At 67.4% G+C, this 11,878-nt stretch carries 11 protein-coding genes; all 11 read right to left on the reverse strand.

Annotation, left to right across the window (positions count from 1 at the left end; genetic code table 11):
• Nucleotides 1–31: 31 nt before the first annotated feature.
• The 11 genes from AC5I49_RS18025 to AC5I49_RS18075 all read right to left on the reverse strand — a co-directional run bounded on the left by AC5I49_RS18025 (nucleotide 32) and on the right by AC5I49_RS18075 (nucleotide 11,838).
• Nucleotides 32–1,018 (reverse strand): tripartite tricarboxylate transporter substrate binding protein, encoded by a 987-nt coding sequence (locus AC5I49_RS18025; RefSeq protein ID WP_012203334.1) that lies wholly within the window; start codon nucleotides 1,016–1,018, stop codon nucleotides 32–34.
• Nucleotides 1,019–1,143: 125 nt separating this feature from the next.
• Nucleotides 1,144–2,076 (reverse strand): electron transfer flavoprotein subunit alpha/FixB family protein, encoded by a 933-nt coding sequence (locus tag AC5I49_RS18030; protein ID WP_495789684.1) that lies wholly within the window; start codon nucleotides 2,074–2,076, stop codon nucleotides 1,144–1,146.
• A 14-nt stretch (nucleotides 2,077–2,090) separates the two neighbouring features.
• Nucleotides 2,091–2,840, reverse strand: coding sequence for an electron transfer flavoprotein subunit beta/FixA family protein (locus AC5I49_RS18035; protein WP_070080669.1), 750 nt, complete (start codon nucleotides 2,838–2,840; stop codon nucleotides 2,091–2,093).
• Nucleotides 2,841–2,962: 122 nt separating this feature from the next.
• Nucleotides 2,963–3,937, reverse strand: a complete 975-nt coding sequence (locus tag AC5I49_RS18040) for an NAD(P)H-dependent flavin oxidoreductase (RefSeq protein WP_012203331.1) — start codon at nucleotides 3,935–3,937, stop codon at nucleotides 2,963–2,965.
• 7 nt (nucleotides 3,938–3,944) lie between these two features.
• Nucleotides 3,945–4,958 (reverse strand): Bug family tripartite tricarboxylate transporter substrate binding protein, encoded by a 1,014-nt coding sequence (locus tag AC5I49_RS18045; RefSeq protein ID WP_016450304.1) that lies wholly within the window; start codon nucleotides 4,956–4,958, stop codon nucleotides 3,945–3,947.
• 65 nt (nucleotides 4,959–5,023) lie between these two features.
• A complete protein-coding gene (locus tag AC5I49_RS18050; protein ID WP_016450303.1) occupies nucleotides 5,024–6,043 on the reverse strand; it encodes a Bug family tripartite tricarboxylate transporter substrate binding protein in 1,020 nt (339 codons plus the stop codon).
• Nucleotides 6,044–6,161: 118 nt separating this feature from the next.
• On the reverse strand, nucleotides 6,162–7,418 hold the full coding sequence (locus tag AC5I49_RS18055) for a CaiB/BaiF CoA transferase family protein (protein ID WP_043789948.1): 1,257 nt from the start codon (nucleotides 7,416–7,418) through the stop codon (nucleotides 6,162–6,164).
• Nucleotides 7,419–7,460: 42 nt separating this feature from the next.
• Nucleotides 7,461–8,261, reverse strand: a complete 801-nt coding sequence (locus AC5I49_RS18060; protein ID WP_013804147.1) for an oxepin-CoA hydrolase, alternative type — start codon at nucleotides 8,259–8,261, stop codon at nucleotides 7,461–7,463.
• 16 nt (nucleotides 8,262–8,277) lie between these two features.
• Nucleotides 8,278–9,414, reverse strand: coding sequence for an acyl-CoA dehydrogenase family protein (locus AC5I49_RS18065; protein ID WP_046240841.1), 1,137 nt, complete (start codon nucleotides 9,412–9,414; stop codon nucleotides 8,278–8,280).
• A gap of 20 nt (nucleotides 9,415–9,434) precedes the next feature.
• On the reverse strand, nucleotides 9,435–10,631 hold the full coding sequence (locus tag AC5I49_RS18070) for an acyl-CoA dehydrogenase family protein (RefSeq protein WP_016450299.1): 1,197 nt from the start codon (nucleotides 10,629–10,631) through the stop codon (nucleotides 9,435–9,437).
• 10 nt (nucleotides 10,632–10,641) lie between these two features.
• Nucleotides 10,642–11,838: an acetyl-CoA C-acyltransferase gene (locus AC5I49_RS18075; protein ID WP_151020248.1), complete on the reverse strand. Its 1,197-nt coding sequence runs from the start codon at nucleotides 11,836–11,838 to the stop codon at nucleotides 10,642–10,644.
• Nucleotides 11,839–11,878: the final 40 nt, after the last annotated feature.

Consider the following 11,878-nt stretch of genomic DNA (forward strand, 5'->3'; position numbering starts at 1 on the left):
CCTGGCCCTGCGGGCGCATTGGAGGACAGGCCTACTTGGCGGCCAGGCCCAGGCGGTCGATCAGGACCTTGTCCTTGGCATAGGCCTCGCGCACCCACTGCGCATAGTCGGCGCCGGAGCGGTACCAGGCGTCCTGGTTCAGCTGCTTGAGCACCTCGATGTGGCGCGGGTCATCCATGGCTTTCTTGAAGGCGTCGTGCAGCTTGCGCACCACGGCCGGGTCCATGCCCTTGGGGCCGGCCAGTCCGTAGGGCGAGGTGGAGACCACGCCATAGCCCAGCTCCTTGGCCGTGGGCACGTCGGGCCAGCGCTGGGTGCGCTTTTCGCCGAAGGTCATGAGCAGGCGCATCTGGCCGCCATCCACATAGGTGTCCCAGCCCGAGGCATCGCTTTGCGCGGCCACGTGGCCGCCCAGCAGGGCCTGCTGCAGGTCGGCGTTGCCCTTGAAGGGCACGTGGTTGAGCGTGACCTTGGCGTTCTCGGCCAGCTCCTCCATCAGCAGGTGGGGCGAGGAGCCTATGCCGGTGGAGCCGTACTCGATCTTGCCGGGGCTCTTGCGCGCGGCGGCAATGTATTCGTTGAAGCTCTTGTAGGGCGAGTCCGAGCGCACCGTGAAGCCGAAGGTGTAGCCCGAGACGCCGATGATGTAAGTGAAGTCCGTGACCGGGTTCCAGGCCGTCTTCTGCATGTGCGCCATGCGCAGCATGGACATGGGGAACTGGGTGATGGTGTAGCCATCGGGCTTGGCCGTGCGGGACATGTTGCCCGGGCCCAGCGTGCCGCCCGCGCCGGGCTTGTTCTCCACGATGATGGTCTGGCCCAGCTGCTTGCCCGCGATGTCGGCCAGGGTGCGCATGTGGCGGTCGGTGGAGCCGCCTGCGGGGAAGGGCACGATCAGCGTGATCGGGCGCGTGGGAAAGTCGCTGGCCTGGGCCCATGCCGGCGCGCTGGCGCCCGTGGTGGCCACAAAGACAACAGCCGCAAGCGCAAGGCTGCGGCGCCCAATGGAAATCTGCATGTCTGTCTCCTGCATCTCTGAACCAGGTGGGGCCGGGGCACATGCCTTGTGTGCCGCTCTGGCCAGGGCCCGGATACTTCACCCGGGCCCGTTGGCACCGCCTCCCGGTGCGGCGCCTTGCATTCTTACAGCGACTGCACCAGCTCGGGCACGGCCTGGAACAGGTCGGCCTCCAGGCCGTAGTCGGCCACCGAGAAGATCGGTGCCTCGGGGTCCTTGTTGATCGCCACGATCACCTTGGAGTCCTTCATGCCGGCCAAGTGCTGGATGGCGCCGGAAATACCGGCCGCAATGTACAGCTGGGGCGCCACGATCTTGCCGGTCTGGCCGACCTGCAGGTCATTGGGCGCATAGCCTGCGTCCACCGCTGCGCGGCTGGCGCCGATGGCGGCGCCCAGCTTGTCGGCCAGCGGGGTCATGACCTCGTTGAATTTCTCGCTGCTGCCCAGCGCGCGGCCGCCGGAGACGATGATCTTGGCGGCCGTCAGTTCAGGGCGGTCGCTCTTGGTCACTTCACGGCCCACGAAGCTGCTCTTGCCGCTGTCGCCAGCGGCCGCCAGCTGCTCCACCTGGGCGCTGCCGCCCGTGGTGGCGGCTGCGTCAAAGCCCGTGCCGCGCACGGTGATGACCTTGACCTTGTCGCTGCTTTGCACCGTGGCAATGGCGTTGCCTGCGTAGATGGGGCGCTCGAAGGTGTCGGCGCTGTCCACCTTGGTGATGTCGCTGATCTGGGCCACGTCCAGCTTGGCGGCCACGCGCGGCGCGGCGTTCTTGCCGCTGGCGGTGGCAGGGAACAGGATGTGGCTGTAGTTCGAGGCAATCGCCAGCACTTGCGCTGCGATGTTCTCGGCCAGGCCGTCCTTCAGGCTGGCGCCGTCGGCGTGGATGACCTTGGCAACGCCGGCGATCTGGGCCGCAGCCTGCGCAGCGGCGCCGGCATTCTCGCCTGCCACCAGCACATGCACGTCGCCGCCGCAGGCCAGGGCCGCAGTGACGGTGTTGAGCGTGGCGCTCTTGATGGAAGCGTTGTCGTGTTCTGCAATAACGAGGGATGTCATGTCTGCGAATTCCTTTAGATGACCTTGGCTTCGTTCTTGAGCTTGCTGACCAGGGTCGCCACATCGGGCACCTTCACGCCAGCGCCGCGCTTGGCGGGCTCGGCCACCTTGAGCGTCTTCAGGCGCGGGGCGACATCGACGCCCAGCTCTTCAGGCTTGACGGTGTCCAGCTGCTTTTTCTTGGCCTTCATGATGTTGGGCAGCGTGACGTAGCGCGGCTCGTTCAGGCGCAGGTCGGTGGTGATGACGGCCGGCAGGCTCAGGGCCAGGGTTTCCAGGCCGCCGTCCACTTCACGCGTGACATTCACCTTGTCGCCAGCGACTTCGACCTTGGAGGCGAAGGTGGCCTGGGGCAGGTCGGCCAGGGCCGCCAGCATCTGGCCGGTCTGGTTGGCATCGTCGTCGATGGCCTGCTTGCCCAGGATGATCAGGCCAGGCTGCTCCTTGTCCACCAGGGCCTTGAGCAGCTTGGCGACGGCCAGGGGCTGCAGTTCCTCGGTGGTCTCCACCAGGATGCCGCGGTCGGCACCGATGGCCATGGCCGTGCGCAGGGTTTCCTGGCACTGGGCCACGCCGCAGGAGACGGCGATGACTTCGGTGACCACGCCCTTTTCCTTGAGGCGAACGGCTTCTTCGACGGCGATTTCGTCAAAGGGGTTCATGCTCATCTTGACGTTGGCGATGTCCACGCCCGTGCCGTCCGACTTCACGCGGACCTTCACGTTGTAGTCCACGACACGTTTGACGGGTACAAGGATTTTCATGAGAAAGCTCTTTCCTGGTTTTTGAAGTACGACCTACGCAAGAAGGAACAAGGCAAGCGGCTTGCCATGGGGCGCAGCACGTTGTCGCATCCTGTTTGCGTAAGCCCTGTGAAGATGGGCGGTCAGCGGGCCAGGCCGGCCAACCGCTCGTTGATCAGTGCATGGGCCTGGTCCATGATGCCGGAGATCAGCTGCTGGACCGTGGGCACGTCGTTGATCAGGCCGGCCACCATGCCACAGGACCAGACGCCTGCGTCCATGTCGCCGTCATGCATGATGCGCGGATAGACGCCGGCCACCTCGGGCGCGATGTCGGCGAAGGTGATGGCCGCGCCCAGCTCGCGCTCCTTTTGCAGCAGGCGCTCGGTGGCCGGGTTGGTCAGCACGCGCTCGGTGTTGCGCAGCGGGCGCATGACCAGGCGCGTGTCCAGCTCGCTGGCCGCGACGATGGCCTGCTTGACGTTGTCGTGCACGGGCGCTTCCTGGGTGGCGATGAAGCGCGTGCCCATGTTGATGCCCTCGGCGCCCAGCGCCAGCGCAGCCACCAGCGAGCGGCCGTCGGCCATGCCGCCCGAGGCGACGAAGGGAATCTTCAGTTCTTCGGCCGCGCGCGGCAGCAGGATGAAATTGGGGATGTCGTCCTCGCCCGGATGGCCGCCGCATTCGAAGCCGTCCACGCTGATGGCGTCGCAGCCGATGGCCTCGGCCTTGAGCGCATGGCGCACCGAGGTGCACTTGTGGATGACCTTGATGCCGGCTTCCTTGAGCGCGGGCAGCCATTTCTGCGGGTTGTTGCCCGCCGTCTCCACGACCTTGACGCCGCCTTCGATGATGGCCTTGACGTAGCCCGGGTAGTCGGGCGGGTTGACCGAGGGCAGGAAGGTCAGGTTGACGCCGAAGGGCTTGTCCGTCATCTCGCGGCAGCGCGCGATCTCGCGCGCCAGCAGCTCGGGCGTGCGCTGGGTCAGGCCCGTGATCAGCCCCAGGCCGCCCGCGTTGGAGACGGCGGCGGCCAGCTCGGCCAGGCCCACATGGTGCATGCCCCCCTGGATGATGGGATGCTCGATGCCAAAGAGTTCGGTGATGCGTGTCTTCATGTCGTTGTCACTCCACTGCAATGCCCTTGTCGCGGATCAGCTGGCCCCAGCGCGTGTAGTCCTGCTGGATGCGCTGGCCCAGCTGGGCGGGGTTCTGGTAGGCGGCGATGGCGCCTGCGTTGAGCAGCTTTTCCTGGATGTCCTTGTCGGCCAGGATCTGCTGCACTTCGCTGGCGATGCGGTCGACCACGGCCTTGGGGCTACCCTTGGGCGCCAGCAGGCCGCCCCAGGAGACGGCGTCGTAGCCCTTGATGCCCTGCTCGGCAATGGTCTTGGTGTCGGGCAGCATGGCCACGCGCTGGGGCGATCCCACGGCGATGGCGCGCAGCTTGCCGGCCTGGATGTGGGGCAGCGCGGCCACGAGGTCGGCATACATGATGGGCACCTGGCCGCCGATGGTGTCGGTGATGGCGGGCACGCCGCCCTTGTAGGGCACGTGCTGCATGTCGAAGCCGGCCATCTGCTTGAGCAGCTCCATGCTCAGGTGGCCGAAGCTGCCGGCGCCCGAGCTGGTGTAGTTGAGCGCGACCTTCTGCGCCTTGGCGTGGGCGATCAGGCTCTTGAGGTCGGTGACGTCGGGCAGCAGCGTGGGGTTGACCACGATGACGATGGGCAGGTCATAGACCGTGGCCACGGGCGTGAAGTCCTTGACGGTGTCGTAGCCGGCCTTCTTGTACAGGTGCGGCGCCAGCAGCGTGGGCGTGGCCAGCATCATCAGCGTGTAGCCGTCGGCCGGGCTCTTGGCGACCTGCACGGCCGCGATGGAGCCGGAGGCGCCAGGGCGGTTTTCCACCACCACGGTCTGCTTGAGGCGCTCGCCCAGCTTCTGGCCCACGATGCGCGATGCCGTGTCGGTGGGGCCGCCCGCCGGGAAGGGAACGACCAGCCGCAGCATCTTGCTGGGCCAGCCGGTCTCGGCCAGGGCGCCGCCGGCCAGGCCGGCCAGCAGCGGGGCTGCGGCCAGGGCCAGAACGCTGCGCCGCGTGGGGCGTGCCGGGGATGCGGGATTGCGCGTGTACATGAAGTCTCCTCTCAAAGCTGTCTCAGCAGTCGTCGGTGGCGGCCCGCTGCCGCGGGCCGGAAAAATCAATCAAGCTTCGCGCCGGCTTCTTCCACCAGCGCCTTCCAGATGGGCATGTCGCGCTGGTAGTTCTCGCGGAAGGCCTGCGGGCTGTTCATCAGCGGCATGAAACCTGCGCCCACGGTGCGCTCCAGCACCTTGGGGTCCTTGGCGATTTCGCGCAGGTGGCCGTAGAGCTGGTCCACGATCTCCTTGGGCACGCCGGCCGGCGCGCCCATGGCCACCCAGCCGTAGATGGCGTAGGCGTCGTCGGTGACGCCCTGTTCATGGATGGTGGGCAGCTTGGGCAGGATTTCCATGCGCTCCTTGCCGGTGACGCCGATGGCCTTGAGCTTGCCCGAGTCGATGAAGGGCTTGGTGTTGAGCGCGCTGGAAAAGCACATCTGCAGCTGGCCGCCGATCAGCTCCTGGATCATGGGCGCCTCGCCCTTGTAGGCGGCGTGGGTCATGTCGGCGTCCATGGTCTTGCTCATGTAGGCACCGGCCAGATGGGCATACGAGCCCACGCCCCAGGAGCCGTACGAGAGCTTGCCCTTGTTGGCCTTCACGTAGGCCAGCAGTTCCTTCATGTTGTTGGCCGGCACCGAGGGGTGGACCACCAGGGTGACGGGCGCCGCCGCGATCTGGGTGACCAGGGCGATGTCCTTTTGCGGGTTGTAGGGCAGCTTGGTGTAGAGGAACTGGTTGATCAGCATGGAGGTGCTGAGCGAGACCAGCAGGGTGTGGCCGTCGGCGGGCGCCTTGACCACGGCGTCCGTGCCCAGGATGCCGGCCGCGCCCGCGCGGTTGTCGATGACCACGGGCTGGCCCACGCGCCTGGCCAGGGCCTCGCCGATGGTGCGCGCAATGATGTCGGTGGCGCCGCCCGCGTTGAAGGGCACGACCACGCGGATGGGCTTGGTGGGCCACGCGGCCGGCTTGCCGGCCTGTGCGAGGGCGCTGGTGGCGCCCGTGGCCAGCAGGCTGGTGCCGCCGATGGCGGCCAGCCCTTGAAGAATGTCGCGGCGTGTGACTTGGTTGCTCATGGCTTTGTCTCCTGGGTGTTGCTGTCTATGGGTGCCGTCTTGGTGCGGCATGCAAACCTGGCGGGTCGGGAGCCGGGCATCAATGGCCCCCGTGGAATCAGTCGCGTGATCGGTCCTCTTATCCCTGTTGCGCGGGGGTCTCGGGCAGGGTCAGCACGCCCTTGGACTGCAGCTGCTGCAGCTGCTCGTCGCTCATGCTCAGCAGCCGGTGCAGCACCTCGCGCGTGCCCTCGCCCAGCGTGGGCGGTGCATGGCGTATGGGCAGGCGCTGGCCGTCCAGGCGGTAGGGCGGCGCGAACACGGGCGTGGTGCCGACCACGGGGTGGGGCATGTCACGCAGCAGGCCGCCACGGCGCGTGCGCTCGCTGGTCAGGGCCTCGTGCAGGCCGGCCACACGGCCGCAGGGAATGCCGGCGGCCGTCAGGCGCTCCAGCAGCAGATCGCGCGGGAAGGAGCGGATCAGTTCCTTGAGCATGGGGCCCAGCTCCAGGCGGTTCTTGGCGCGGTTGACGTTGGTGGAGAAACGCTCGTCCTCGACGATGTCGGGGCGCATCACCACCTGGCGGCAGAACTTGTCGAACTGGGCGTTGTTGCCCACGGCGATGATCAGCGGGCCGTCGGCCGCCTCGTACATGCCGTAGGGAACGATGGAGGGGTGGGCATTGCCGTAGCGCTCGGGGTCATGGCCCAGCTGCATGGCATCCAGGCCGTAGTAGCCGGTGATCATGATGCCGCTGTCGTACAGCGCCATCTCGATGAGGCGGCCCTTGCCCGTGCGCTCGCGGCGGAACAGCGCGGCCAGGATGGCCTGGGCCGCATACATGCCGGTCATGAGATCGACCACGGCCACGCCGAACTTGAGCGGCGGCGTGCCGGCCTCGCCGTTGAGCGCCATGAGGCCGGCCTCGCCCTGGATGACCAGGTCGTAGCCGGGGCGCTTGGCCTCGGGGCCGCTGCTGTCATAGCCGGCCACGGCGCAGTAGATGATGCCGGGTTTGATGGCCTTGAGCTGTTCGTAGCCCAGGCCCAGCTTCTCGGCGCCGCCGGTCTTGAAGTTGTGGATGACCACGTCGAACTGGGGCAGCAGGTCGTGGACGATCTTCACGCCCTCGGGGGTCTGCAGGTCCAGCGTGATGGACCGCTTGTTGCGGTTCATGCTGTTGTAGTAGGTGGTCTCGGTCTTGCCGATGCGCAGGCCCCAGTCGCGCGTATCGTCGCCGCGGCCCGGGTGCTCGACCTTGACCACTTCGGCGCCGAAGTCGGCCAGCACCATGCCGCACAGCGGCCCCGCGAACACGCGCGAGAGGTCGAGCACGCGCACACCCTCCAGCGGGAAGTCGATGTCCTGGTTCTGATCGTTGTGGCTGTCGGCCATGTGCGTTGTCTCCTTGGAAAGTCTTTTAGGTCTTGAGCGGTTTCAGCCGCGCAGCTTGGTGAAGTCGGCAGCGCGCTTTTCGAGGAAGGCGCCAATGCCTTCGCGCGATTCCTCGCTCTCCTGCGAGCGCACCATGTACTGCGCCTCCAGCTCCAGCTGCTCTTCCAGCGTGTTGCGCGGCGCCTGGCGGCACAGGTCCTTGATCAGGGCCATGGCCTGGTCGGGGCCGGTGGCCACCTGGGCGGCCAGCGCCACGGCGTCGGCCTGGGCCTGGCCCGGTTCGGACAGGCGGTTGACGGGCCCCAGGGCATGCAGGCGCTCGCCGCTGATGCGCTCGCCGGTCAGGCACAGCTCGGTCAGCACCTGGCGCGAGACGAACTCGGCCAGGAAGGCGGTGGCGCCGCCATCGGGCGTGAGGCCGACCTTGACGTAGGCGACCGAGAACACGGCGTTCTTCGCCGCCACCAGCATGTCGCAGGCCAGGGCCAGCGACAGGCCCGCGCCGGCCGCCGCGCCTTCGACCGCAGCGATCACGGGCTTGGGAAAGTCGCGCACGCTGCGGATCAGGTCATGCAGGCCTTCGAGCTTGGCACGTCGCTCCTGCACCGGCAGCTCGCGGCGCTTGGCCAGTTGGCGCAGGTCGCCGCCCGCGCAGAAGTGGCCGCCCTCGCCCGTGAGCACCACGGCGCCCACGGTGGGGTCGGTCGCCGCGCTCTTGAGCGCCGCCGAGACGGCCGCGTAGAACTCGGGCGACAGCGCATTGCGCGCGGCCACGTTGTTGTTGGACAGCACCAGCACGGCGCCTTCGCGGCGGGTCAGCAGGACTTGGTTCGCTTCGGTCATGGCGGCTTTCCTTGGCTCAGTGTTGCGAGCCGAGTGCGATGTAACGCGACAGATGGTGGTCCTCGTCGCCGAACTGGTGGTCGATCATGACCAGGCGCTTGGCGTAGTGGGCCAGGGGCAGTTCCCAGGTCATGCCGATGCCGCCATGCATCTGGATGCTTTCCTCGGCCACCAGGGTGCCGATGCGGCCGATGCTGTACTTGGCGGCCGACAGGGCCTTCTCGCGCGCCACGCGGTCTTCGTCCGCAATGGCGGCGGCCGCGTTGATCACGGCCGAGCGCGCCTGCTCCACTTCCAGCAGCAGGTCGGCCATGCGGTGCTGCAGGGCCTGGAAGCTGCCGATGGGCACGCCGAACTGCTTGCGCGTGCGCAGGTACTCCAGCGTCTGGTCCTTGGCCACGTCCATGGCGCCCACGGCCTCGGCGGTCAGCGCCAGCACGGCGTAGCCGCTGATACGTTCCAGCAGGGACAGGCCCCGGCCTTCTTCGCCCAGCAGGGCGTCTGCGCCGACCTGCACCTTGTCCAGCACCAGCTCGGCCGCGCGGCCGCCTTCGATGCGGTTGTAGCCGCGCTTTTGGATGCCTGCGGCATTGCCGGGGACCAGGAACAGGCTGATGCCGGCCTCGTCGTACTGGCTGCCCGAGGTGCGGGCCGAGACCAGCAGCAGGTCGGCCTTCTCGCCGAAGGCGACCACGCCCTTGGCGCCGTTCAGCACCCAGCCGTCGCCGCTGCGCACGGCCGTGGTGGCGACGTTGTTGAGCTCGTAGTGGCTGCCGGGCTCGTCATGGGCCAGGGCCGCGATGGACGTGCCGCCGATGATGGCTGCCAGCTGTTCCTTTTGCGCATCGCTGCCGGCCGCGATCAGGGCCTGGCCCACGACCAGGGCGCCCAGCAGCGGCTCGGCCACCAGGCCGCGGCCCAGGCATTCGAAGACCACGCTGATGTCGAAGCCCTGCCCGCCAAAGCCGCCAGCGTCTTCCGGGAACAGCGCGCCGATGGCGCCGATGTCCGCGAACTGCCCGTACAGCAGCGGGCTGTGGCCTTCCTCGCCATAGGCGACGTGGTTGCGCGCCTCGATGGCGTACTGCTCGGAGACGAAGCGGTTGAGGCTGTCCGCCAGCATGCGGCGGTCTTCGGTGTGTTCGAAGTTCATGTTCCGTTTTCCTTGCCGGATCAGAGGCCGAGGATCATCTTGGAGATGATGTTCTTCTGGATTTCGTTGGAGCCGCCGAAGATCGACAGCTTGCGGTAGTTGAAGTACGCGGCGGCGGCCGTGGCGGCAGCCGCGTCGCCGATGGCGGGCTGGTCGTAGCCGGCCTGCAGGGCCTCTTCGATGAAGGGCGCGGCGTAGGGTCCCATGGCGCGGCGCACCAGGGACAGGATTTCCTGGCGGATCTCGGTGCCGCGGATCTTGAGCATGGAGCTTTCGGCGCCCGGCACGCCGCCGCCGGCCACGGCGGCGATCACGCGCAGGTTGGTGGTCTTCATGTTCTCCAGGTCGATCTCGACCTTGGCCAGGCGGGCCGCGAACAGCGGGTCCTGCGTCAGCGGCTTGCCGTTGCGCAGCATGCGGCCGGCGACGGCCTTGAGCTTTTCCAGGCCGGCCACCGAGAAGCCCACGCCCGCGATGTTGGTGCGCTCGTAGGTCAGCAGGTACTTGGCGTAGGTCCAGCCCTTGTTCTCCTCGCCGACCAGGTTTTCCACGGGCACCCTGACGTCGGTGAAGAAGACTTCGTTGACCTCGTGCTCGCCGTCCAGCGTGATGATGGGGCGCACTTCCACGCCGGGCGAGTTCATGTCCACCAGCAGGAAGCTGATGCCCTGCTGCGCCTTGGCCTCGCGGTTGGTGCGCACCAGGCAGAAGATCATGTTGGCGTGCTGGCCCAGCGTGGTCCAGGTCTTCTGGCCGTTGACGATGTAGTGATCGCCATCGCGCACGGCCGACGTCTTGACCGAGGCCAGGTCCGAACCCGAACCCGGCTCCGAATAGCCCTGGCACCACCAGTCGGCGCCATTGAGGATGCGCGGCAGCCAGTGGGCCTTCTGCGCCTCGTTGCCGTACTTGATCAGGACGGGGCCCAGCATGCTCAGCCCGAAGGGCACGATGCGCGGCGTGCCTGCCAGCGCGCATTCATGCTCGAAGATGAATTTCTGCACCGCGCTCCAGCCCGGGCCGCCGTGCTGCTCGGGCCAGTGGTTGGCCAGCCAGCCGCGCTCGTTGAGGATGGCGTGCCAGCGCTCCATGTCCTGCTTGGTCAGCTGCAGGCCGTTCTTGACCTTGTGCGACAGGTCCTCGGGCAGCTTGTCCTTGAGGAAGCCGCGAACCTCGTCGCGGAAGGCCAGTTCTTCAGTCGTAAATTGCAAATCCATTGCTGTGTCCTCAATAAATTTCGAACAGGCCTGCGGCGCCCATGCCACCTGCGATGCACATGGTGACCACGCCCCACTTGACTGACGCGTCCCGGGCCTTGCGGCGCCGGCCTTCCAGCAGGATGTGGCCCGCCAGGCGCGCACCCGTCATGCCGAAGGGGTGGCCGATGGAGATGGCGCCGCCGTTGACGTTCAGGCGCTCGTTGGGAATGCCCAGCTTGCGCTGGCAGTACAGGGCCTGGGAGGCGAAGGCCTCGTTGAGTTCCCAAAGGTCGATGTCCTCGACCTTGAGGCCGTGGCGTGCCAGCAGCTTGGGGACCGCGAAGACGGGGCCGATGCCCATTTCGTCAGGCTCGCAGCCGGCCACGGCAAAGCCGCGGAAGGCGCCCAGCGGGGACAGGCCCAGGCGCTCGGCCTGCCTGGCTTCCATCAGCACGCAGGCCGACGATCCATCGGACAGCTGCGAGGCATTGCCGGCCGTGATGAACTGGTCCGGGCCCTTGACGGGTTCCAGCTTGGCCAGGCCTTCCAACGTGGTGGAGGCGCGGTTGCAGTTGTCCTTGGTGGCGACCACGTCGCGGTAGGTGATCTCGCCCGTGTCCTTGTTCTTCTCGGCCATGCGCGTGGCGCAGGCAATGATTTCGTCCTTGAACAGGTCGGCGGCCTGGGCGGCGGCCGTGCGCTGCTGGCTTTGCAGCGAGAAGGCGTCCTGGTCCTCGCGGCTGATGCCGTAGCGGCGCGCCACGATGTCGGCCGTGTCGATCATGGCCATGTACAGCGCGGGCTTGTGCTCGACCAGCCAGGGGTCCATGTCGGTGGGCAGGTTGTTGCCGGGGCGGATGCCCGAGATGGTCTCGACGCCGCCGGCCAGCATGGCGTCCACGCCCTCGGCCACGATGCGGCCCGCCGCGATGGCGATGGACTGCAGGCCCGAGGCGCAAAAGCGCGTGATGGTCGTGCCCGCGATGGACAGGGGCAGCTCGGCGCGCAGCACGGTCTGGCGGCCCAGGTTGCGGCCCTGGAAGCCGTCGGGGTTACCGCAGCCCAGGATCAGGTCCTCGATCATGGCCGGGTCGATGCCCGAGCGCTCGACCGCGGCCTTGACCGAGAAGGCCGCCAGCTGGGCGGCGGGCGTGACGTTGAACTCGCCGCGGTGCGACTTGGTCAGGGGCGTGCGGGCAGTGGAAACGATGACGGCTTCGCGCATGGTCGGTCCTTGCTTGTCTCTTGGGAATTTCTATTACTTG

Source organism: Delftia sp. (genome assembly GCF_059499305.1).